Genomic DNA, 19531 nt, shown 5'->3' with positions numbered 1-19531 from the left:
TCGTAGCCGGGAATCAGAACTGCGATTGCAGGTAATTTTCCAGGCCGATCAGCTTGATCAGGCCCAGCTGCTTTTCCAGCCAGTAGGTGTGATCTTCTTCGGTGTCATTCAACTGCACTCGCAGGATTTCCCGCGTGACGTAGTCGTTGTGCTGCTCGCAGAGCTCGATGCCCTTGCAAAGCGCGGCACGGACCTTGTACTCCAGGCGCAGGTCGGCAGCGAGCATGTCAGGTACCGTGGTGCCCACATCCAAGTCATCCGGACGCATACGCGGCGTGCCTTCAAGCATGAGGATACGGCGCATCAGTGCGTCGGCGTGCTGTGCCTCTTCTTCCATCTCGTGGTTGATACGTTCGTAGAGCTCGGTAAAGCCCCAGTCTTCGTACATGCGCGAGTGGATGAAATATTGATCACGAGCCGCCAGTTCGCCCGTCAGCAACGTGTTGAGGTAATCGATTACGTCGGGGTGACCTTGCATCGCCCTACATCTCCCTGCTTGAAAGTCTGTAGTTTGAACCATGCTGACCTGAAGGTCACGGGACTAACGGCAGAAAAGCGAAGATTTCCGGAGAAAAGTGGCTGAAATAACGCAAAAACCGCCCAAATGAGGGCGGTTCTGCTTATCGTTTAGAGTCAGTTAAGCGATACACCCAGTGCCTTTGCGATTGCTTCTCCATAAGCAGGGTCTGCCTTGAAGAAGTGCTGCAATTGACGCTGAACCACATCACTGGAAACTCCGCCCATCGCACCGGCGATGTTGCTGGTCAACAATGCTCTTTGCTCATCCTTCATCAAGCGGAACAGTGCACCGGCGTGGCTGTAGTAGTCGGTGTCTTCGCGATGATCATAGCGATCAGCCGCGCCGCTCAAGGCCAGTGCAGGTTCCGCGTACTGTGGCGCCTGCTTTGGCGCATCGGCGTAGCTGTTAGGCTCGTAGTTTGGCGCCGCACCACCATTGCTGCCAAAAGCCATCGAACCGTCGCGCTGGTAGCTGTTCACCTGATTACGCGGGGCATTTACCGGCAGTTGCTGGTGATTGGTGCCGACGCGGTAGCGGTGAGCATCTGCGTAGGCGAAGACGCGACCTTGCAGCATCCGGTCTGGCGACAGGCCAACGCCTGGCACCATATTGCTCGGGCCGAACGCGGCTTGTTCCACTTCGGCGAAATAATTCTGCGGGTTGCGGTTGAGCTCCAGCTCACCCACCTCGATCAGTGGAAATTCTTTTTGCGACCAGGTCTTGGTTACGTCAAACGGATTCTCGTAGTGAGCGTTCGCTTGAGCCTCGGTCATGATCTGGATGCAAACGCGCCATTTTGGGAAATCACCACGTTCAATGGCGCCGAACAGATCGCGCTGTGCATAGTCTGGATCGGTACCCGCCAGGCGCGCAGCTTCGGCTGGTGCCAGGTTCTTGATGCCTTGCTGGGTCTTGTAGTGCCATTTCACCCAGTGGCGCTCGCCACTGGCGTTGATCAGGCTGTAGGTGTGACTGCCGAAGCCGTGCATGTGGCGGTAGCCATCCGGAATGCCACGGTCCGAAAACAGGATGGTGACCTGGTGCAGCGCCTCCGGGGAGTGCGACCAGAAGTCCCACATCATCTGTGCGCTTTTCAGATTGCTTTGCGGCAAGCGCTTTTGGGTGTGGATGAAATCAGGGAATTTCAACGGATCGCGGATGAAGAACACAGGCGTGTTATTGCCGACGATGTCCCAGTTGCCTTCCTCGGTGTAGAACTTCAAGGCGAAGCCGCGTGGGTCACGCTCGGTGTCAGCCGAACCGCGCTCGCCACCTACAGTGGAGAACCGCAGGAAGGTCGGGGTTTGCTTACCCACTGACTCGAACAGTTTGGCGCTGGTGTATTGAGTGATGTCCCGGGTGACGGTAAAGGTACCGTAGGCGCCCGAACCCTTGGCGTGCACACGGCGCTCCGGAATATTCTCGCGGTTGAAGTGAGCGAGCTTCTCGATCAAGTGGAAGTCGTCGAGCAGCAGTGGGCCACGAGGGCCGGCGGAACGGGAATTCTGATTATCCGCAACGGGAGCGCCGCTGGCGGTGGTAAGGATTTTATTCTGGCTCATGCGCAATCTTCCTCAGGTCGGACTTGGAACTGCCGGCTAATCGGCTTGGAGGGAGTATCAATCAACCACATGACACCTACAAATTTATTAAATCGTAGGCATCAATAGAAAATTACTAACACCCAAGCCAACCCTCATCATGCCCGCTGTTTTCCTGGGAAACTTGTACCTATCGCGCTTTTGTTACGCGCACAAAAAACCGGGCGCTAGGCCCGGTTCTTCGTTACAGACTGTCGTCTTACTCGGCGCTTACAGCTTCGCCGGCAGTAGCACGATCAACCAACTCGACGTACGCCATAGGCGCGTTGTCGCCAGTGCGGAAGCCGCACTTGAGGATGCGCAGGTAGCCACCCTCACGGGTAGCATAACGCTTGCCCAGGTCGTTGAAGAGCTTACCAACGATAGCTTTCGAACGAGTACGGTCGAAAGCCAGACGGCGGTTAGCCAGGCTGTCTGTCTTGGCCAAAGTGATCAGCGGCTCAGCAACGCGACGCAGTTCTTTAGCTTTCGGCAGTGTAGTTTTGATCAGCTCGTGCTCGAACAGCGACACCGCCATGTTTTGGAACATGGCCTTGCGGTGCGAGCTGGTACGGCTCAGGTGACGACCACTTTTACGATGACGCATGGTTCATTCCTTACCAAACTCACGTTCGGTGATTACGACGATCAGGCAGTCGCCTTGTCGTCCTTCTTAAGACTTGCAGGCGGCCAGTTGTCGAGGCGCATGCCGAGGGACAGACCGCGGGAGGCCAGAACGTCCTTGATTTCAGTCAAGGATTTCTTGCCCAGGTTCGGAGTCTTCAACAGCTCTACTTCGGTACGCTGAATCAGGTCACCGATGTAGTAGATGTTTTCCGCCTTAAGGCAGTTAGCCGAACGTACAGTCAGTTCCAGATCGTCAACCGGGCGAAGCAGGATCGGATCGATCTCGTCTTCCTGCTCGATTACCACTGGTTCGCTGTCACCCTTGAGGTCGACGAACGCAGCCAACTGCTGTTGCAGAATGGTTGCAGCGCGGCGAATAGCCTCTTCAGGATCCAGAGTACCGTTGGTTTCCAGATCAATAACCAGCTTGTCCAGGTTAGTACGCTGCTCGACACGGGCGTTTTCCACCACGTATGCGATACGGCGAACCGGGCTGAACGAAGAGTCAAGCTGCAAGCGACCAATGCTGCGGCTTTCGTCTTCATCGCTCTGACGCGAGTCGGCCGGTTCATAACCACGACCACGAGCTACGGTGAGCTTCATGTTCAGGGCGCCGTTAGACGCCAGGTTAGCGATTACGTGATCGGGATTAACGATCTCGACATCATGATCCAGCTGAATATCGGCAGCGGTAACCACCCCCGAACCCTTCTTCGACAAGGTCAGCGTAACTTCGTCACGGCCGTGCAGCTTGATAGCCAGACCTTTAAGGTTCAACAGGATTTCAATTACGTCTTCCTGTACACCTTCGATGGCGCTGTACTCGTGGAGCACACCGTCAATCTCGGCCTCGACTACTGCACAGCCGGGCATTGAGGACAACAGGATGCGGCGCAGCGCGTTGCCCAGGGTGTGGCCAAAACCACGCTCGAGAGGCTCGAGAGTGATTTTAGCGCGGGTTGGACTGACAACCTGCACATCAATGTGGCGGGGTGTCAGGAACTCATTTACCGAAATCTGCATGGATGCACCTATTTTCTAGCCCTTACTTGGAGTAGAGCTCGACAATCAGGCTTTCGTTGATGTCGGCGGACAGATCACTGCGAGCAGGAACGTTCTTGAAAACGCCCGACTTCTTCTCAGTGTCTACTTCTACCCATTCTACGCGGCCACGTTGGGCACACAGATCGAGAGCTTGGACAATGCGAAGTTGGTTTTTTGCTTTCTCGCGAATCGCGACCACGTCACCAGCACGAACCTGGTAAGACGGTACGTTAACGGTTTGGCCGTTTACGCTGACGGATTTGTGCGATACCAGCTGACGGGATTCGGCGCGAGTCGAACCAAAGCCCATACGGTATACAACGTTGTCCAGACGGCATTCGAGCAGTTGCAGCAGGTTTTCACCGGTTGCACCTTTCTTGCCAGCAGCTTCTTTGTAGTAGCCGCTGAACTGACGCTCGAGAACGCCGTAGATACGACGGACCTTCTGCTTTTCACGCAGTTGGGTGCCGTAATCGGACTGGCGACCGCGGCGTTGGCCGTGGATACCAGGTGCTGCTTCAATGTTGCACTTCGATTCGATCGCGCGCACGCCGCTCTTCAAGAAGAGATCGGTGCCTTCACGACGAGCGAGTTTGCATTTTGGACCAATGTAACGAGCCATTCTTTACAATCTCCTGGATTACACGCGGCGCTTCTTCGGCGGACGGCACCCGTTGTGCGGGATTGGCGTCACGTCGGTGATGCTGGCGATCTTATAGCCACAGCCGTTCAAAGCACGGACAGCAGACTCACGACCTGGACCTGGACCTTTGACGTTGACGTCGAGGTTTTTCAGGCCGTATTCCAGCGCAGCTTGACCAGCACGTTCAGCAGCTACTTGAGCAGCAAACGGGGTGGACTTGCGGGAACCGCGGAAACCCGAACCACCGGAGGTAGCCCAAGAAAGCGCGTTACCTTGACGGTCGGTGATGGTCACGATTGTGTTGTTAAAAGATGCATGGATGTGGGCGATGCCATCAACCACTGTCTTTTTAACTTTTTTACGAGGACGAGCAGCAGGTTTTGCCATGATAATTTTCCTGTCGATTCGCGTGGGCGATTACTTGCGGATCGGCTTACGCGGACCTTTACGGGTACGCGCGTTAGTCTTGGTACGCTGACCGCGTACTGGAAGACCACGACGATGACGCAGACCACGGTAGCAACCGAGGTCCATCAAACGCTTGATTTTCATGTTGATTTCGCGACGCAGGTCACCTTCAGTGGTGAACTTCGCCACTTCGCCACGCAACGCTTCGATCTGCTCGTCGCTCAGATCCTTGATCTTTGCGGCTGGGTTTACCCCAGTGTCTGCGCAAATTTTCTGCGCAGTAGTGCGACCAACACCATAGATGTAGGTCAGCGAGATAACAGTGTGCTTGTTATCTGGAATGTTAACGCCTGCAATACGGGCCATTCAGTGGGACTCCAATTGACAGCTACCTACGCCCCGGAAGCCAAGAAATAGGGCGCGAGATAATATCGCTGTAATAACAAATAATCAACCCGGCAGCGCACTAGCTGCCGGGCTTCAAGCGGATCACATTCAGCCTTGGCGCTGTTTGTGACGCGGTTCCGCGCTGCAAATTACTCGAACAACACCTTCGCGGCGAATAATCTTGCAGTTGCGGCACAGCTTTTTCACCGATGCACGAACTTTCATCACCAACTCCTCGAACCTTATGGGGTACTCAGCGCAACATGCCGCTGCCGTAGCCCTTCAGGTTGGCTTTCTTCATCAGGGATTCGTACTGGTGCGAAACGAGGTGCGATTGTACTTGGGACATGAAGTCCATCACAACCACGACCACGATCAGCAACGAGGTCCCGCCAAGGTAGAACGGAACGTTTGCTGCAACCACCAGGAACTGGGGAAGCAAACAGACGGCCGTCATATATAGAGCACCGAACAGGGTCAAACGAGTCAGAACGCCATCAATGTAGCGCGCAGACTGCTCACCTGGACGAATACCCGGAATAAAGGCACCGGACTTCTTCAGGTTTTCCGCTACGTCTTTCGGATTGAACATCAACGCCGTATAGAAGAAGCAGAAGAAAATAATCCCTGCACTAAACAGCAGAATATTCAACGGCTGACCAGGAGCGATCGACTGAGAGAGGTCCTGCAGCCAGCCCATATTTTCAGACTGACCAAACCAGGTACCCAACGAAGCCGGAAACAGCAAGATGCTGCTCGCGAAAATTGCCGGAATAACGCCGGCCATATTCACCTTCAGCGGCAAGTGGCTGGTCTGCGCAGCAAACACCTTACGGCCCTGCTGACGCTTGGCGTAGTGAACAGCAATACGACGCTGACCACGCTCAATGAACACCACAAAACCGATAATCGCTACTGCCAGCAAACCGATGGCAACCAGGGCGAAGATATTGATATCACCCTGACGTGCAGACTCGAAAGACTGCCCGATTGCTCTCGGAAGACCGGCGACGATACCTGCGAAAATCAACATCGAGATACCGTTACCAACACCACGTTCAGTAATCTGCTCACCCAGCCACATCATGAACATCGCACCAGCCACAAACGTGGATACCGCGACGAAATGGAAGCCAAAGTCACCAGTGAACGCAACGCCCTGCCCCGCCAAGCCAACGGACATGCCGATAGCTTGAACCAGGGCGAGAACGACAGTGCCGTAGCGGGTGTACTGGCTAATCTTGCGACGGCCAGCTTCACCTTCCTTCTTCAACTGCTCCAGCTGCGGGCTGACGGCGGTCATCAGTTGCATGATGATCGATGCCGAAATGTACGGCATGATCCCCAGTGCAAAGATGCTCATCCGTTCCAGCGCGCCGCCGGAAAACATGTTGAACAAGCTAAGAATGGTCCCCTCATTCTGTCGAAACAGGTCTGCGAGTCGGTCCGGATTGATACCTGGAACCGGGATGTGTGCGCCTATTCGGTAGACGATAATCGCCAGGAACAGAAAACGCAGACGAGCCCAAAGTTCAGACATACCGCCTTTGCCGAGCGCTGAGAGAGCACCTTGCTTAGCCATTTATTCCTCGAACTTGCCGCCAGCTGCTTCGATAGCCGAACGCGCACCTTTGGTGGCGCCGATTCCCTTGCCGATAGTGACAGCGCGAGTCACTTCACCGGACAGCATGATTTTCACACGCTGTACGTTGACGTTGATCACGTTGGCATCTTTCAGGGTCTGCACAGTAACGATGTCGCCTTCCACTTTAGCCAGCTCGGACAGACGCACTTCTGCGCGGTCCATGGCCTTCAGGGATACGAAACCGAACTTAGGCAGGCGACGATGCAGCGGCTGTTGACCGCCTTCAAAGCCTGGAGCGATGGTGCCACCGGAGCGGGAGGTCTGACCTTTGTGGCCACGGCCACCAGTCTTACCCAAACCGCTACCGATACCACGGCCCGGACGATGCTTTTCGCGACGGGAACCCGGCGCTGGACTCAGATCATTGAGTTTCATCGATTAACCCTCTACACGCAGCATGTAGTAAGCCTTGTTGATCATCCCGCGATTCTCGGGAGTATCCTGGACTTCTACAGTGTGACCGATGCGACGCAGACCCAAACCTTTAACGCACAGTTTGTGGTTAGGGATGCGGCCGGTCATGCTTTTGATCAGCGTTACTTTAACGGTAGCCATGATCAGAAGATCTCCTTGACAGTCAGGCCACGCTTGGCAGCGATAGACTCAGGAGATTGCATAGCTTTCAAACCCTTGAAAGTGGCGTGAACCACGTTTACCGGGTTAGTCGAGCCGTAGCACTTGGCCAGAACGTTCTGAACGCCAGCAACTTCGAGGACAGCACGCATAGCGCCGCCAGCGATGATACCGGTACCTTCAGAAGCAGGCTGCATGTACACCTTCGAAGCGCCATGGGCGGACTTCATTGCGTACTGCAGGGTGGTGCCGTTCAGATCAACTTGGATCATGTTGCGACGAGCAGCTTCCATTGCCTTCTGGATCGCGGCAGGCACTTCACGTGACTTGCCACGGCCGAAGCCAACACGCCCTTTACCATCACCTACCACGGTCAACGCGGTGAAAGTGAAGATACGGCCGCCTTTAACGGTTTTGGCTACGCGGTTAACTTGAACCAGCTTCTCAATGTAGCCTTCGTCGCGCTTTTGGTCGTTATTTGACATAACTTAGAACTCCAGCCCAGCTTCACGAGCAGCATCAGCCAGCGCTTTAACGCGGCCGTGGTACTTGAAGCCAGAGCGGTCGAAAGCCACTTGCGAGACGCCCACGGCCTTAGCACGCGTAGCGACCAGCTGGCCAACCTTTGTGGCCGCGTCGATGTTGCCGGTGGCACCATCACGCAGTTCTTTATCCAAAGTCGAGGCGCTTGCCAGGACTTTGTTGCCGTCGGCCGAGATGACCTGGGCGTAGATGTGCTGCGACGAGCGATACACGCAGAGACGCACGACTTCGAGTTCGTGCATTTTCAGGCGTGCTTTGCGAGCGCGACGCAGTCGAGTAACTTTTTTGTCGGTCATTTGCTATGCCCTACTTCTTCTTGGCTTCTTTACGACGGACGACTTCGTCCGCGTAGCGCACACCTTTGCCTTTGTACGGCTCTGGTGGACGGAAGTCGCGGATCTCAGCGGCCACCTGACCTACCAGCTGCTTATCGATACCCTTGATCAGGATATCGGTCTGGCTAGGGGTCTCAGCGGTGATGCCTTCCGGCAGTTCGTAATCCACTGGGTGCGAGAAGCCAAGGGCGAGGTTCAAAACCGTGCCTTTTGCTTGCGCTTTGTAACCAACACCGACCAGCTGGAGCTTACGCTCGAAGCCTTGGCTTACGCCCTGGACCATGTTGTTTACCAACGCACGCGTGGTACCGGCCATTGCGCGAGTTTGTTGATCGCCATTGCGAGCAGCGAAACGCAGCTCACCAGCTTCTTCAACGATCTCAACGGACGAATGGATGTTCAGTTCAAGAGTGCCCTTGGCACCCTTCACCGAAAGCTGTTGGCCTGCGAATTTGACTTCGACACCGGCTGGCAGCTTAACGGGGTTCTTAGCGACGCGAGACATGCTTATCCCCCCTTAGAACACAGTGCAAAGAACTTCGCCGCCGACACCGGCAGCGCGCGCAGCACGATCCGTCATCACACCTTTGTTGGTGGAGACGATAGACACGCCCAGACCGCCACGAACTTTCGGCAGATCTTCAGCGGACTTGTACTGACGCAGGCCTGGACGGCTAACGCGCTTCACTTCCTCGATGACCGAACGGCCTTCGAAGTATTTCAGCTCGATGGACAGCAGTGGCTTGATTTCGCTGCTGATCTGATAACCCGCAATGTAGCCTTCGTCTTTCAGGACTTTGGCAACAGCTACCTTCAACTTGGAAGATGGCATGCTTACGACGGACTTTTCAGCCATCTGGGCATTACGGATACGAGTTAGCATGTCCGCTAACGGGTCCTGCATACTCATGGGCTAGACGCTCCTAATACAAAAAAATTAGCCTTGCGGCTACATATGTCGCCGAGAATCTTCCGAGCGTAAAAAACACGGGCTCAGGCGAGCCGCGTATTTTAGACACAGTGCGGAAATGAAACAAGCCCCAAAAGGGGCTTGTTCCAGATTCAAGGCCACCGGCGGTCAGTATCTTGCGAACCTGACCACCTTGGCGTTGAAAGTACTTACCAGCTGGCTTTAACCAGACCTGGTACGTCACCACGCATTGCCGCTTCACGCAGTTTGTTACGGCCGAGGCCGAACTTGCGGTAAACGCCGTGTGGACGACCGGTCAGGCGGCAGCGGTTACGCATGCGCGAGGCGCTTGCGTCACGTGGCTGCTTCTGCAGAGCAACTGTAGCTTCCCAACGTGCTTCTGGACTTGCGTTCAGATCAACGATGATCGCTTTCAGTGCTGCACGCTTCTTGGCGTACTTGGCAACCGTGAGCTGACGCTTCAGCTCGCGGTTTTTCATGCTCATCTTGGCCATGGTCCTACTCCAATCAGTTGCGGAACGGGAATTTGAAAGCACGCAACAGGGCGCGACCTTCATCATCGTTCTTGGCAGTGGTGGTCAGGGTGATGTCCAGACCGCGGAGAGCATCGATCTTGTCGTAGTCGATTTCCGGGAAGATGATCTGCTCTTTCACGCCCATGCTGTAGTTACCACGACCATCGAAGGACTTGGCATTCAGGCCGCGGAAGTCGCGAACCCGAGGCAGGGAGATCGACAGCAGACGATCCAGGAATTCGTACATACGCTCACGGCGCAGAGTCACTTTGACGCCGATCGGCCAGCCTTCGCGGACTTTAAAGCCAGCGATGGATTTCCGAGCGTAAGTCACAACGACTTTTTGACCGGTGATCTTTTCCAGGTCAGCAACAGCGTGCTCGATGACTTTTTTGTCACCGACCGCTTCGCCCAAACCCATGTTCAGGGTGATTTTGGTAACGCGTGGAACTTCCATCACGTTCGAAAGCTTAAGTTCTTCCTTAAGTTTCGGTGCGATTTCTTTCCAGTAAATCTCTTTTAGTCGTGCCATGGTCTTCTACCTAGCAGTGTTCAAGCATCAACCGCTTTTTGGGTCGACTTGAAGACACGAATTTTCTTGCCATCTTCTACTTTGAAACCAACGCGGTCAGCCTTGTTGGTTTCGCCGTTGAAAATGGCGACGTTAGAAGCGTCCAATGGAGCTTCTTTTTCGACGATACCGCCCTGCACGCCCGACATCGGGTTAGGCTTGGTATGACGCTTGACCAGGTTCAGACCGCCGATAACCAGACGGTTGTTAGCGAGAACCTTAAGCACCTTACCGCGCTTACCTTTGTCTTTGCCGGCGATCACGATGATCTCGTCGTCACGACGAATCTTTTGCATGTCGGATCTCCTTACAGCACTTCTGGGGCGAGCGAGACGATCTTCATGAACTTCTCAGTACGAAGCTCACGGGTCACTGGCCCAAAGATACGGGTGCCGATAGGCTCTTGCTTGTTGTTCAGAAGAACAGCAGCGTTGCCATCAAAGCGGATAATGGAGCCATCAGCACGACGTACGCCGTGACGAGTGCGGACTACAACAGCAGTCATCACTTGGCCTTTTTTCACTTTACCGCGAGGAATTGCTTCCTTGACGGTAACCTTGATGATGTCACCGATACCAGCGTAACGACGATGGGAGCCACCCAGCACCTTGATGCACATAACGCGGCGAGCGCCGCTGTTATCGGCCACATCGAGCATGGATTGAGTCTGAATCATATAATTTCTCCGACCCCTAGTCCTTAGACTTCCACAGCGCGTTCGAGAACATCAACCAGTGCCCAAGACTTGGTCTTGGCCAGCGGACGAGTTTCACGAATAGTGACTTTGTCGCCGATGTGGCACTGATTGGTTTCGTCGTGCGCGTGCAGCTTAGTCGAACGCTTAACATATTTACCGTAGATCGGGTGCTTAACGCGACGCTCGATCAAAACGGTGATGGTTTTGTCCATCTTGTCGCTGACAACACGGCCAGTCAGCGTACGGACAGTCTTTTCGGCTTCAGCCATGATCACTTACCTGCCTGCTGGTTGAGCACAGTCTTCACGCGAGCAATGTCACGCTTAACTTGCGAGAGCAGATGAGACTGCCCCAACTGGCCAGTTGCTTTCTGCATACGCAGATTGAACTGGTCGCGCAGCAGGCCGAGCAGTTGCTCGTTCAGCTGCTGTGCGGATTTTTCACGAAGTTCATTCGCTTTCATCACATCACCGTCCGTTTAACAAAGGCGGTGGCGAGCGGCAGCTTTGCAGCAGCCAGGGCAAAAGCCTCACGCGCCAGCTCTTCAGTTACACCCTCGATTTCATACAGGACTTTGCCTGGCTGAATCTGGGCTACCCAGTATTCCACGTTACCCTTACCTTTACCCATACGAACCTCGAGAGGCTTTTTGGAGATCGGCTTGTCCGGGAATACACGGATCCAGATCTTGCCACCACGTTTTACGTGACGGGTCAGTGCACGACGCGCTGACTCGATCTGACGAGCGGTGAGACGACCACGAGCTACAGACTTCAGCGCGAACTCGCCGAAGCTGACTTTGCTACCGCGCTGAGCCAGACCACGGTTGTGGCCTGTCATCTGCTTGCGGAACTTCGTACGCTTTGGTTGCAACATTTGGCGTACCCCTTACTTAGCAGCTTTTTTACGAGGCGCTGGTGCTTGTGGTTTCAGTTCTTCTTGGCGACCACCAATTACTTCGCCTTTGAAGATCCAAACCTTTACACCGATCACACCATAAGTGGTGTGAGCTTCGTAGTTGGCATAGTCGATGTCGGCACGCAGGGTGTGCAGTGGCACACGACCTTCGCGATACCATTCAGTACGTGCGATTTCAGCACCGCCGAGACGACCGCTCACTTGGATTTTGATGCCTTTGGCACCAATGCGCATGGCGTTCTGTACAGCGCGCTTCATAGCGCGACGGAACATGACACGACGCTCCAGCTGCTGAGCTACGCTCTGCGCAACCAGCATACCGTCGAGCTCCGGCTTGCGGATCTCTTCGATATTGATGTGCACAGGCACACCCATTTGCTTGGTCAGGTCCTGACGCAGTTTCTCAACATCTTCACCTTTCTTCCCGATAACAATACCTGGACGAGCAGTGTGGATGGTGATACGTGCGGTTTGCGCCGGGCGATGGATATCGATACGGCTTACGGACGCGCTTTTTAGTTTGTCTTGGAGATACTCACGCACCTTCAGATCAGCGAACAAATAGTCCGCATAAGTCCGGCCGTCTGCATACCAGACGGAGGTGTGTTCCTTGACGATTCCCAGGCGAATGCCAATGGGATGTACTTTCTGACCCATCTCTTCGACTCCGTTACTTGTCAGCAACCTTGACAGTGATATGGCAAGACCGCTTGACGATGCGATCAGCACGGCCTTTGGCACGTGGCATGATTCGCTTCAGCGAACGCCCTTCGTTGACGAAAACGGTGCTGACCTTAAGGTCATCAACGTCTGCGCCTTCGTTATGCTCGGCGTTGGCTACGGCCGACTCCAGCACTTTTTTCATGATCTCGGCGGCTTTCTTACTGCTGAAAGCCAACAGGTTGAGCGCCTCGCCCACCTTCTTCCCGCGGATCTGGTCGGCGACCAAGCGGGCTTTCTGGGCGGAGATTCGAGCGCCCGACAACTTAGCGGCTACTTCCATTTCCTAACCCCTTAACGCTTGGCTTTCTTGTCTGCCACGTGCCCACGATAAGTGCGGGTACCGGCAAACTCGCCCAGTTTGTGGCCGACCATGTCTTCGTTAACGAGAACTGGGACGTGTTGACGACCGTTGTGTACTGCGATGGTCAAACCGACCATTTGTGGCAGGATCATCGAACGACGCGACCAGGTCTTAACTGGTTTGCGATCGTTCTTTTCCGCCGCCACTTCGATCTTCTTCAGTAGGTGAAGATCAATAAAAGGACCTTTTTTCAGAGAACGTGGCACTGTCGTATCCCTCTATTTACTTGCGACGACGGACGATCATTTTGTCGGTACGCTTATTACCACGAGTCTTCGCGCCCTTAGTCGGGAAGCCCCATGGCGATACCGGATGACGACCACCAGAGGTACGACCTTCACCACCACCGTGTGGGTGGTCAACCGGGTTCATGGCAACACCACGAACGGTTGGGCGAACGCCACGCCAGCGTTTGGCACCAGCTTTACCCAGCGAACGCAGGCTGTGCTCGGAGTTCGAGACTTCGCCCAGGGTCGCACGGCATTCAGCCAGCACTTTACGCATCTCACCAGAACGCAGACGCAGGGTCACGTAGACACCTTCACGAGCGATCAGCTGAGCCGAAGCACCAGCGGAACGAGCGATTTGCGCGCCTTTACCTGGCTTCAATTCGATGCCGTGTACGGTGCTACCAACTGGAATGTTGCGCAGTTGCAGAGCGTTGCCCGGCTTGATCGGTGCCAGGGCACCTGCGATCAGCTGGTCGCCAGCGCTCACGCCTTTAGGGGCGATGATGTAGCGACGCTCGCCATCTGCGTACAGCAGCAGAGCGATGTGAGCAGTACGGTTTGGATCGTATTCAATACGCTCGACAGTGGCGGAGATGCCATCTTTGTCGTTGCGACGGAAATCGACCAGACGATAATGCTGCTTATGGCCACCACCGATGTGACGAGTGGTAATACGACCATTGTTGTTACGACCACCAGTCTTCGATTTTTTCTCGAGCAGCGGTGCGTGAGGAGCGCCTTTATGCAGCTCCTGGTTGACCACCTTGACCACAAAACGGCGGCCAGGGGAAGTCGGTTTGCATTTAACGATTGCCATGATGCACCCCTTCCTTACTCAGCACTGCTGCTGAAATCGAGATCTTGGCCTGGCTGAAGGGAGATAACCGCCTTCTTCCAGTCATTACGCTTGCCCAGACCGCGAGCAGTGCGCTTGCTCTTACCCAGAACATTCAGGGTAGTAACACGCTCTACTTTCACGCTGAACAGGCTTTCGACGGCCTTCTTGATTTCCAGCTTGGTTGCGTCAGTTGCAACCTTGAAAACGAACTGGCCTTTCTTGTCAGCCAGAACCGTAGCCTTTTCGGAAACGTGCGGGCCAAGCAGAACTTTAAATACGCGTTCCTGGTTCATCCCAGCAGCTCCTCGAATTTCTTCACGGCCGACACGGTGATCAACACCTTGTCGTATGCGATCAGACTAACTGGATCGGAACCTTGCACGTCACGTACATCAACGTGTGGCAGGTTGCGAGCAGCCAGGTACAGGTTCTGATCAACAGCTTCGGACACGATCAAAACGTCGGTCAGGCTCATGTTGGTCAGTTTGCCCAGCAGTTCTTTGGTTTTTGGACTTTCAACAGCGAAGTCCTGAACCACGACCAGACGATCGGTACGCACGAGTTCAGCAAGGATGGAGCGCAGTGCTGCGCGATACATCTTCTTGTTGAGCTTCTGCGAGTGATCCTGTGGACGAGCTGCGAAAGTGGTACCGCCGCCACGCCAGATTGGGCTACGGATAGTACCGGCACGAGCACGGCCAGTGCCTTTCTGACGCCAAGGGCGCTTACCGCCACCACGTACGTCGGAACGGGTCTTTTGCTGCTTGCTACCTTGACGGCCGCCGGCCATGTAGGCCACGACTGCTTGGTGAACCAGCGTCTCGTTGAATTCGCCGCCAAATGTCAGTTCGGAAACTTCGATTGCTTGAGCGTCATTTACATTTAATTGCATGTCAGCTTCCCCTTAACCGCGAGCCTTGGCCGCCGGACGTACAACCAGGTTGCCGCCAGTAGCGCCAGGAACAGCACCCTTGACCAACAACAGATTGCGTTCAGCGTCGACGCGCACTACTTCGAGGGACTGCACGGTCACGCGCTCAGCGCCCATATGACCGGACATTTTCTTGCCCTTGAATACACGACCAGGAGTCTGGCACTGGCCAATAGAGCCCGGGACGCGGTGGGAAACGGAGTTACCGTGAGTGTTGTCTTGGCCACGGAAATTCCAACGCTTGATCGTACCCTGGAAGCCTTTACCTTTGGACTGACCGGTTACATCAACCAGTTGACCAGCGGCGAAGATTTCAGCGTTGATCAGATCGCCAGCCTGGTAGTCGCCGTCTTCGAGACGGAACTCCATGACGGTGCGACCAGCTGCAACGTTTGCCTTGGCGAAGTGACCTGCTTGAGCAGCAGTCACGCGCGAAGCACGACGCTCGCCGACAGTGACTTGCACTGCACGATAGCCATCGGTTTCTTCAGTTTTGAACTGGGTGACGCGATTCGGTTCGATCTCAATGACCGTGACCGGAATGGAGACACCTTCTTCGGTGAAAATACGGGTCATACCGCATTTACGACCGACTACACCAATAGTCATGTTGTAAACCTCATGAGTGTACGGGGCTTTCACCCGCTATGGCCGCCCATTTCAGAGCGTTACACGACTAAGACCCAAGTCTTAGCCGAGGCTGATCTGTACTTCCACACCGGCCGCCAGATCGAGCTTCATAAGTGCATCAACGGTTTTATCCGTTGGCAGGACGATGTCCAGCACGCGCTTATGAGTACGGATCTCGTACTGGTCACGCGCGTCTTTGTTGACGTGCGGGGAGACCAGAACGGTGAACCGCTCTTTACGGGTAGGCAGTGGAATTGGACCACGCACTTGAGCACCAGTACGTTTCGCGGTTTCCACGATTTCCTGGGTGGATTGGTCGATCAGTTTGTGGTCAAAAGCCTTCAACCTGATACGAATTTGCTGATTTGCCATTGGATTTCAGACTCCGGCTGCTATTCCCAGCGAGCGCAACACGCCCGTTAAAAGGAGGCGCAATTCTATAGACGCCCCCGATAGGTGTCAACCCAATAAAAAAGGCCCCCGCCAGGCGGGAGCCTTCTCAAACATCAAGCTATCTCGGAAGAGATGATTACTCGATGATTTTAGCTACAACGCCAGCACCAACGGTACGGCCGCCTTCACGGATTGCGAAACGCAGACCGTCTTCCATAGCGATGGTTTTGATCAGGGTGACAACCATTTTGATGTTGTCGCCCGGCATTACCATTTCTACGCCTTCCGGCAGTTCGCAGTTACCAGTCACGTCAGTAGTACGGAAGTAGAACTGTGGACGGTAGCCTTTGAAGAACGGAGTGTGACGACCGCCTTCTTCTTTGCTCAGCACGTACACTTCAGCTTCGAACTTGGTGTGCGGCTTAACCGAACCTGGCTTGACCAGAACCTGGCCACGCTCAACGTCGTCACGCTTGGTACCACGCAGCAGAACGCCACAGTTCTCGCCAGCACGACCTTCGTCGAGCAGCTTACGGAACATTTCAACACCGGTGCAGGTGGTGACGGTAGTGTCACGCAGACCAACGATTTCCAGTGGATCTTGAACCTTGACGATACCGCGCTCGATACGACCAGTCACAACAGTACCGCGACCGGAGATCGAGAATACGTCTTCGATTGGCATCAGGAACGGCTTGTCGATAACACGGACTGGATCTGGGATGTAGCTGTCCAGAGTCTCAACCAGTTTACGAACGGACGTGGTGCCCATTTCGTTATCGTCTTTGCCTTCCAGAGCCATACGAGCAGAACCGATGATGATCGGAGTGTCGTCGCCTGGGAAGTCGTAAGTGCTCAGCAGATCGCGCACTTCCATCTCAACCAGTTCCAGCAGCTCAGCGTCGTCTACCAGGTCGGCCTTGTTCAGGTAAACCACGATGTACGGAACGCCAACCTGACGGGACAGCAGGATGTGCTCACGGGTTTGTGGCATCGGACCATCAGCGGCCGAGCAAACCAGGATTGCGCCGTCCATCTGGGCAGCACCGGTGATCATGTTCTTCACATAGTCAGCGTGACCTGGGCAGTCAACGTGAGCGTAGTGACGGATCAGCGAGTTGTATTCAACGTGCGCGGTGTTGATGGTGATACCACGAGCTTTCTCTTCTGGTGCGCTGTCGATTTTATCGAAATCAACGATTGCGGAACCGAATACTTCGGAGCAAACGCGAGTCAGAGCAGCAGTCAGAGTGGTTTTACCGTGGTCAACGTGACCGATGGTGCCAACGTTGACGTGCGGTAGGGAACGATCAAATTTTTCTTTAGCCACGACAATTAACTCCTTGCCTAAAGGACTGAATCAGCCTTGTTTTTTGGATACAGTTTCAGCGATGTGCGCCGGAGCTGTGTTGTATTTTTTGAATTCCATAGAGTAGCTTGCGCGACCCTGAGACATGGAGCGAACATCGGTCGCATAACCGAACATCTCACCCAACGGAACCTCGGCGCGAATCACTTTGCCGGAAACCGTGTCTTCCATACCCAAGATCATGCCGCGACGACGGTTAAGGTCGCCCATGACATCACCCATATAGTCTTCAGGTGTAACAACTTCTACCGCCATGATTGGCTCAAGCAACTCACCACCGCCCTTCTGGGCCAGTTGCTTGGTTGCCATGGAGGCAGCCACCTTAAACGCCATCTCGTTGGAGTCGACGTCGTGGTAAGAACCGTCAAAAACGGTTGCTTTCAGGCCGATCAGCGGATAGCCGGCAACAACACCGTTCTTCATCTGCTCTTCGATACCCTTCTGGATAGCAGGGATGTATTCCTTAGGAACCACACCACCTACTACTTCGTTCACGAATTGCAGACCTTCCTGACCTTCGTCAGCAGGAGCAAAACGGATCCAGCAGTGACCGAACTGACCACGACCGCCGGACTGACGAACGAACTTGCCTTCGATTTCACAGTTCTTCGTGATGCGCTCACGATAGGAAACCTGAGGCTTACCGATGTTGGCTTCGACGTTGAACTCACGGCGCATCCGGTCAACCAGGATGTCCAGGTGAAGCTCGCCCATGCCGGAGATGATCGTTTGACCAGTCTCTTCATCAGTCTTGACGCGGAAAGATGGATCTTCCTGAGCAAGCTTGCCCAGAGCGATACCCATTTTTTCCTGGTCATCCTTGGTCTTAGGCTCTACGGCAACCGAAATAACCGGCTCCGGGAAGTCCATGCGAACCAGAATGATTGGCTTGTCAGCGTTGCACAAGGTTTCACCAGTGGTGACGTCCTTCATGCCGATCAAGGCCGCGATGTCGCCAGCGCGTACTTCCTTGATCTCTTCGCGGGCGTTTGCGTGCATTTGCACCATACGACCCACGCGCTCTTTCTTGCCTTTAACCGAGTTGATCACGCCGTCGCCGGAGTTCAACACGCCCGAGTAAACGCGGACGAAGGTCAAGGTACCCACGAATGGGTCAGTGGCAATTTTAAATGCCAGAGCGGAGAACGGTTCTGCGTCGTCTGCATGACGCTCCAGCTCGATAGTCTCGTCATCCGGGTCGGTACCCTTGATGGCAGGAATATCAACCGGCGCCGGCAGGTAGTCGATCACAGCATCGAGAACCAGGGGAACGCCCTTGTTCTTGAACGAGGAGCCGCAAACAGCCAGGACGATTTCGCCAGCGATAGTACGCTGACGCAGAGCGGCCTTGATTTCCGCGTTGGTGAGTTCTTCACCTTCGAGGTACTTGTTCATCAACTCTTCGTTGGCTTCGGCCGCAGCTTCAACCATGTTGTTGCGCCATTCGTCAGCCAGTTCCTGCAGCTCAGCAGGGATAGGCTTGCGAACAGGAACCATACCTTTGTCGGCATCGTTCCAGTAGACAGCTTCCATGGTCAGCAGATCGATCTGGCCCTGGAAATTATCTTCGGAACCGATAGCCAACTGGATTGGCACCGGGGTGTGACCCAAGCGCTGCTTAATCTGACCGATCACGCGCAGGAAGTTCGCACCGGCACGGTCCATCTTGTTTACGTAAACAAGACGTGGAACGCCGTATTTGTTGGCTTGACGCCATACGGTTTCCGACTGTGGCTCAACACCCGAGGTACCGCAGAACACAACGACAGCGCCGTCGAGTACGCGCAGGGAACGTTCAACTTCGATGGTGAAGTCTACGTGGCCCGGGGTATCGATTACGTTGAAGCGGTGCTCATCTTTGTACTGCTTCTCGGAACCTTTCCAGAAGGCGGTAATGGCAGCAGAAGTAATGGTAATACCACGCTCCTGCTCCTGAACCATCCAGTCTGTGGTCGCGGCGCCGTCATGCACCTCGCCCATCTTGTGACTTTTGCCGGTGTAAAACAGCACGCGCTCGGTAGTGGTGGTTTTACCAGCATCCACGTGAGCGACGATACCGATGTTACGGTAGCGGCTAATCGGAGTAGTACGAGCCATAAAGCCCTCGCAAAATTAGTGA

Annotated in this window: 32 protein-coding genes; all 32 read right to left on the bottom strand. The window is 54.6% G+C overall.

From position 1 onward, the window contains the following. Positions 1–13: 13 nt before the first annotated feature. The gene (gene bfr / locus TU82_RS19295; RefSeq protein WP_003176400.1) at positions 14–478 is read right to left on the bottom strand and encodes a bacterioferritin; all 465 of its coding nucleotides are present in this window, start codon (positions 476–478) and stop codon (positions 14–16) included. A gap of 155 nt (positions 479–633) precedes the next feature. Further along, a complete protein-coding gene (locus TU82_RS19290; protein WP_057724828.1) occupies positions 634–2082 on the bottom strand; it encodes a catalase in 1449 nt (482 codons plus the stop codon). A gap of 238 nt (positions 2083–2320) precedes the next feature. Beyond that, on the bottom strand, positions 2321–2707 hold the full coding sequence (rplQ, locus tag TU82_RS19285) for a 50S ribosomal protein L17 (protein ID WP_007918448.1): 387 nt from the start codon (positions 2705–2707) through the stop codon (positions 2321–2323). 41 nt (positions 2708–2748) lie between these two features. Beyond that, positions 2749–3750, bottom strand: coding sequence for a DNA-directed RNA polymerase subunit alpha (locus TU82_RS19280; protein ID WP_003176403.1), 1002 nt, complete (start codon positions 3748–3750; stop codon positions 2749–2751). A gap of 22 nt (positions 3751–3772) precedes the next feature. Beyond that, on the bottom strand, positions 3773–4393 hold the full coding sequence (gene rpsD / locus TU82_RS19275; protein ID WP_003210056.1) for a 30S ribosomal protein S4: 621 nt from the start codon (positions 4391–4393) through the stop codon (positions 3773–3775). 18 nt (positions 4394–4411) lie between these two features. Further along, positions 4412–4801: a 30S ribosomal protein S11 gene (gene rpsK, locus TU82_RS19270; protein ID WP_002555466.1), complete on the bottom strand. Its 390-nt coding sequence runs from the start codon at positions 4799–4801 to the stop codon at positions 4412–4414. A 30-nt stretch (positions 4802–4831) separates the two neighbouring features. Continuing rightward, positions 4832–5188 (bottom strand): 30S ribosomal protein S13, encoded by a 357-nt coding sequence (rpsM, locus tag TU82_RS19265; protein WP_057724827.1) that lies wholly within the window; start codon positions 5186–5188, stop codon positions 4832–4834. A gap of 129 nt (positions 5189–5317) precedes the next feature. Then, on the bottom strand, positions 5318–5434 hold the full coding sequence (gene rpmJ, locus TU82_RS28050) for a 50S ribosomal protein L36 (protein ID WP_002555468.1): 117 nt from the start codon (positions 5432–5434) through the stop codon (positions 5318–5320). 28 nt (positions 5435–5462) lie between these two features. After that, positions 5463–6791: a preprotein translocase subunit SecY gene (secY, locus tag TU82_RS19260; RefSeq protein ID WP_003194637.1), complete on the bottom strand. Its 1329-nt coding sequence runs from the start codon at positions 6789–6791 to the stop codon at positions 5463–5465. Beyond that, a complete protein-coding gene (gene rplO / locus TU82_RS19255; RefSeq protein WP_003176407.1) occupies positions 6792–7229 on the bottom strand; it encodes a 50S ribosomal protein L15 in 438 nt (145 codons plus the stop codon). It abuts the gene before it with no gap. 3 nt (positions 7230–7232) lie between these two features. After that, entirely contained in the window at positions 7233–7409 is a 177-nt protein-coding gene (rpmD, locus tag TU82_RS19250; protein ID WP_003176408.1) for a 50S ribosomal protein L30, read from the bottom strand. A gap of 2 nt (positions 7410–7411) precedes the next feature. Then, a complete protein-coding gene (rpsE, locus tag TU82_RS19245; protein WP_003176409.1) occupies positions 7412–7912 on the bottom strand; it encodes a 30S ribosomal protein S5 in 501 nt (166 codons plus the stop codon). A 3-nt stretch (positions 7913–7915) separates the two neighbouring features. Beyond that, positions 7916–8266, bottom strand: a complete 351-nt coding sequence (gene rplR / locus TU82_RS19240) for a 50S ribosomal protein L18 (protein ID WP_017135964.1) — start codon at positions 8264–8266, stop codon at positions 7916–7918. 10 nt (positions 8267–8276) lie between these two features. After that, on the bottom strand, positions 8277–8810 hold the full coding sequence (rplF, locus tag TU82_RS19235; RefSeq protein WP_003176412.1) for a 50S ribosomal protein L6: 534 nt from the start codon (positions 8808–8810) through the stop codon (positions 8277–8279). A gap of 12 nt (positions 8811–8822) precedes the next feature. Then, complete coding sequence (rpsH, locus tag TU82_RS19230) at positions 8823–9215, bottom strand: 30S ribosomal protein S8 (protein ID WP_003176413.1); 393 nt, start codon at positions 9213–9215, stop codon at positions 8823–8825. Between the two features lie 209 nt (positions 9216–9424). Further along, positions 9425–9730: a 30S ribosomal protein S14 gene (gene rpsN / locus TU82_RS19225; RefSeq protein ID WP_003176414.1), complete on the bottom strand. Its 306-nt coding sequence runs from the start codon at positions 9728–9730 to the stop codon at positions 9425–9427. Positions 9731–9743: 13 nt separating this feature from the next. Beyond that, a complete protein-coding gene (gene rplE, locus TU82_RS19220) occupies positions 9744–10283 on the bottom strand; it encodes a 50S ribosomal protein L5 (RefSeq protein ID WP_003176415.1) in 540 nt (179 codons plus the stop codon). A gap of 20 nt (positions 10284–10303) precedes the next feature. Continuing rightward, positions 10304–10618, bottom strand: a complete 315-nt coding sequence (gene rplX / locus TU82_RS19215) for a 50S ribosomal protein L24 (RefSeq protein ID WP_003176416.1) — start codon at positions 10616–10618, stop codon at positions 10304–10306. Between the two features lie 11 nt (positions 10619–10629). Beyond that, a complete protein-coding gene (rplN, locus tag TU82_RS19210; protein WP_002555479.1) occupies positions 10630–10998 on the bottom strand; it encodes a 50S ribosomal protein L14 in 369 nt (122 codons plus the stop codon). Between the two features lie 23 nt (positions 10999–11021). Continuing rightward, positions 11022–11288, bottom strand: a complete 267-nt coding sequence (gene rpsQ, locus TU82_RS19205) for a 30S ribosomal protein S17 (RefSeq protein ID WP_003176419.1) — start codon at positions 11286–11288, stop codon at positions 11022–11024. Positions 11289–11290: 2 nt separating this feature from the next. Then, on the bottom strand, positions 11291–11482 hold the full coding sequence (gene rpmC / locus TU82_RS19200; protein WP_002555481.1) for a 50S ribosomal protein L29: 192 nt from the start codon (positions 11480–11482) through the stop codon (positions 11291–11293). Next, positions 11482–11895: a 50S ribosomal protein L16 gene (gene rplP / locus TU82_RS19195; RefSeq protein WP_003232424.1), complete on the bottom strand. Its 414-nt coding sequence runs from the start codon at positions 11893–11895 to the stop codon at positions 11482–11484. The genes rpmC and rplP overlap by 1 nt, the downstream gene beginning before the upstream one ends. A gap of 12 nt (positions 11896–11907) precedes the next feature. Then, a complete protein-coding gene (gene rpsC, locus TU82_RS19190) occupies positions 11908–12594 on the bottom strand; it encodes a 30S ribosomal protein S3 (protein ID WP_003176422.1) in 687 nt (228 codons plus the stop codon). 13 nt (positions 12595–12607) lie between these two features. Further along, positions 12608–12940 (bottom strand): 50S ribosomal protein L22, encoded by a 333-nt coding sequence (gene rplV, locus TU82_RS19185; protein WP_003103908.1) that lies wholly within the window; start codon positions 12938–12940, stop codon positions 12608–12610. Between the two features lie 11 nt (positions 12941–12951). Continuing rightward, positions 12952–13227 carry a 30S ribosomal protein S19 gene (gene rpsS / locus TU82_RS19180; protein WP_002555486.1) on the bottom strand — a complete coding sequence of 92 codons (276 nt, stop codon included), beginning with the start codon at positions 13225–13227 and terminating at the stop codon, positions 12952–12954. A 16-nt stretch (positions 13228–13243) separates the two neighbouring features. Then, a complete protein-coding gene (rplB, locus tag TU82_RS19175) occupies positions 13244–14068 on the bottom strand; it encodes a 50S ribosomal protein L2 (protein WP_003176423.1) in 825 nt (274 codons plus the stop codon). Between the two features lie 14 nt (positions 14069–14082). Continuing rightward, entirely contained in the window at positions 14083–14382 is a 300-nt protein-coding gene (rplW, locus tag TU82_RS19170; protein WP_002555488.1) for a 50S ribosomal protein L23, read from the bottom strand. After that, a complete protein-coding gene (gene rplD / locus TU82_RS19165) occupies positions 14379–14981 on the bottom strand; it encodes a 50S ribosomal protein L4 (protein WP_057014518.1) in 603 nt (200 codons plus the stop codon). Before rplD ends, rplW begins: the two co-directional genes overlap by 4 nt. A 12-nt stretch (positions 14982–14993) precedes the next feature. Beyond that, positions 14994–15629, bottom strand: coding sequence for a 50S ribosomal protein L3 (gene rplC, locus TU82_RS19160; protein WP_003194649.1), 636 nt, complete (start codon positions 15627–15629; stop codon positions 14994–14996). A gap of 81 nt (positions 15630–15710) precedes the next feature. After that, on the bottom strand, positions 15711–16022 hold the full coding sequence (gene rpsJ / locus TU82_RS19155; RefSeq protein ID WP_003210084.1) for a 30S ribosomal protein S10: 312 nt from the start codon (positions 16020–16022) through the stop codon (positions 15711–15713). Between the two features lie 157 nt (positions 16023–16179). Continuing rightward, the gene (gene tuf / locus TU82_RS19150; RefSeq protein ID WP_003176426.1) at positions 16180–17373 is read right to left on the bottom strand and encodes an elongation factor Tu; all 1194 of its coding nucleotides are present in this window, start codon (positions 17371–17373) and stop codon (positions 16180–16182) included. 30 nt (positions 17374–17403) lie between these two features. Next, positions 17404–19509, bottom strand: a complete 2106-nt coding sequence (gene fusA / locus TU82_RS19145) for an elongation factor G (protein ID WP_057724826.1) — start codon at positions 19507–19509, stop codon at positions 17404–17406. Positions 19510–19531: the final 22 nt, after the last annotated feature.

The organism is Pseudomonas orientalis (assembly GCF_001439815.1).
GTDB classification, from domain to species: domain Bacteria; phylum Pseudomonadota; class Gammaproteobacteria; order Pseudomonadales; family Pseudomonadaceae; genus Aquipseudomonas; species Aquipseudomonas orientalis.
This window is presented reverse-complemented; position numbering and strand designations above follow the sequence as displayed.

What these genes read in the sequence shown, in the direction of transcription:
- rpsK (WP_002555466.1), bottom strand. Translation starts at nt 4,801, where the DNA reads ATGGCAAAACCTGCTGCTCGTCCTCGTAAAAAAGTTAAAAAGACAGTG.
- TU82_RS19290 (WP_057724828.1), bottom strand. Translation starts at nt 2,082, where the DNA reads ATGAGCCAGAATAAAATCCTTACCACCGCCAGCGGCGCTCCCGTTGCG.
- rpsE (WP_003176409.1), bottom strand. Translation starts at nt 7,912, where the DNA reads ATGTCAAATAACGACCAAAAGCGCGACGAAGGCTACATTGAGAAGCTG.
- rplE (WP_003176415.1), bottom strand. Translation starts at nt 10,283, where the DNA reads ATGGCACGACTAAAAGAGATTTACTGGAAAGAAATCGCACCGAAACTT.
- rpsN (WP_003176414.1), bottom strand. Translation starts at nt 9,730, where the DNA reads ATGGCCAAGATGAGCATGAAAAACCGCGAGCTGAAGCGTCAGCTCACG.
- rpmD (WP_003176408.1), bottom strand. Translation starts at nt 7,409, where the DNA reads ATGGCTACCGTTAAAGTAACGCTGATCAAAAGCATGACCGGCCGCATC.
- rplP (WP_003232424.1), bottom strand. Translation starts at nt 11,895, where the DNA reads ATGTTGCAACCAAAGCGTACGAAGTTCCGCAAGCAGATGACAGGCCAC.
- rplX (WP_003176416.1), bottom strand. Translation starts at nt 10,618, where the DNA reads ATGCAAAAGATTCGTCGTGACGACGAGATCATCGTGATCGCCGGCAAA.
- rpmJ (WP_002555468.1), bottom strand. Translation starts at nt 5,434, where the DNA reads ATGAAAGTTCGTGCATCGGTGAAAAAGCTGTGCCGCAACTGCAAGATT.
- rpsJ (WP_003210084.1), bottom strand. Translation starts at nt 16,022, where the DNA reads ATGGCAAATCAGCAAATTCGTATCAGGTTGAAGGCTTTTGACCACAAA.
- rplD (WP_057014518.1), bottom strand. Translation starts at nt 14,981, where the DNA reads ATGCAATTAAATGTAAATGACGCTCAAGCAATCGAAGTTTCCGAACTG.
- rplF (WP_003176412.1), bottom strand. Translation starts at nt 8,810, where the DNA reads ATGTCTCGCGTCGCTAAGAACCCCGTTAAGCTGCCAGCCGGTGTCGAA.
- rpsH (WP_003176413.1), bottom strand. Translation starts at nt 9,215, where the DNA reads ATGAGTATGCAGGACCCGTTAGCGGACATGCTAACTCGTATCCGTAAT.
- rplN (WP_002555479.1), bottom strand. Translation starts at nt 10,998, where the DNA reads ATGATTCAGACTCAATCCATGCTCGATGTGGCCGATAACAGCGGCGCT.
- rpsC (WP_003176422.1), bottom strand. Translation starts at nt 12,594, where the DNA reads ATGGGTCAGAAAGTACATCCCATTGGCATTCGCCTGGGAATCGTCAAG.
- fusA (WP_057724826.1), bottom strand. Translation starts at nt 19,509, where the DNA reads ATGGCTCGTACTACTCCGATTAGCCGCTACCGTAACATCGGTATCGTC.
- rplO (WP_003176407.1), bottom strand. Translation starts at nt 7,229, where the DNA reads ATGAAACTCAATGATCTGAGTCCAGCGCCGGGTTCCCGTCGCGAAAAG.
- rplV (WP_003103908.1), bottom strand. Translation starts at nt 12,940, where the DNA reads ATGGAAGTAGCCGCTAAGTTGTCGGGCGCTCGAATCTCCGCCCAGAAA.
- rplQ (WP_007918448.1), bottom strand. Translation starts at nt 2,707, where the DNA reads ATGCGTCATCGTAAAAGTGGTCGTCACCTGAGCCGTACCAGCTCGCAC.
- secY (WP_003194637.1), bottom strand. Translation starts at nt 6,791, where the DNA reads ATGGCTAAGCAAGGTGCTCTCTCAGCGCTCGGCAAAGGCGGTATGTCT.
- rplC (WP_003194649.1), bottom strand. Translation starts at nt 15,629, where the DNA reads ATGACTATTGGTGTAGTCGGTCGTAAATGCGGTATGACCCGTATTTTC.
- rpsM (WP_057724827.1), bottom strand. Translation starts at nt 5,188, where the DNA reads ATGGCCCGTATTGCAGGCGTTAACATTCCAGATAACAAGCACACTGTT.
- rplW (WP_002555488.1), bottom strand. Translation starts at nt 14,382, where the DNA reads ATGAACCAGGAACGCGTATTTAAAGTTCTGCTTGGCCCGCACGTTTCC.
- rpsQ (WP_003176419.1), bottom strand. Translation starts at nt 11,288, where the DNA reads ATGGCTGAAGCCGAAAAGACTGTCCGTACGCTGACTGGCCGTGTTGTC.
- rplR (WP_017135964.1), bottom strand. Translation starts at nt 8,266, where the DNA reads ATGACCGACAAAAAAGTTACTCGACTGCGTCGCGCTCGCAAAGCACGC.
- TU82_RS19280 (WP_003176403.1), bottom strand. Translation starts at nt 3,750, where the DNA reads ATGCAGATTTCGGTAAATGAGTTCCTGACACCCCGCCACATTGATGTG.
- bfr (WP_003176400.1), bottom strand. Translation starts at nt 478, where the DNA reads ATGCAAGGTCACCCCGACGTAATCGATTACCTCAACACGTTGCTGACG.
- rpmC (WP_002555481.1), bottom strand. Translation starts at nt 11,482, where the DNA reads ATGAAAGCGAATGAACTTCGTGAAAAATCCGCACAGCAGCTGAACGAG.
- rpsD (WP_003210056.1), bottom strand. Translation starts at nt 4,393, where the DNA reads ATGGCTCGTTACATTGGTCCAAAATGCAAACTCGCTCGTCGTGAAGGC.
- rplB (WP_003176423.1), bottom strand. Translation starts at nt 14,068, where the DNA reads ATGGCAATCGTTAAATGCAAACCGACTTCCCCTGGCCGCCGTTTTGTG.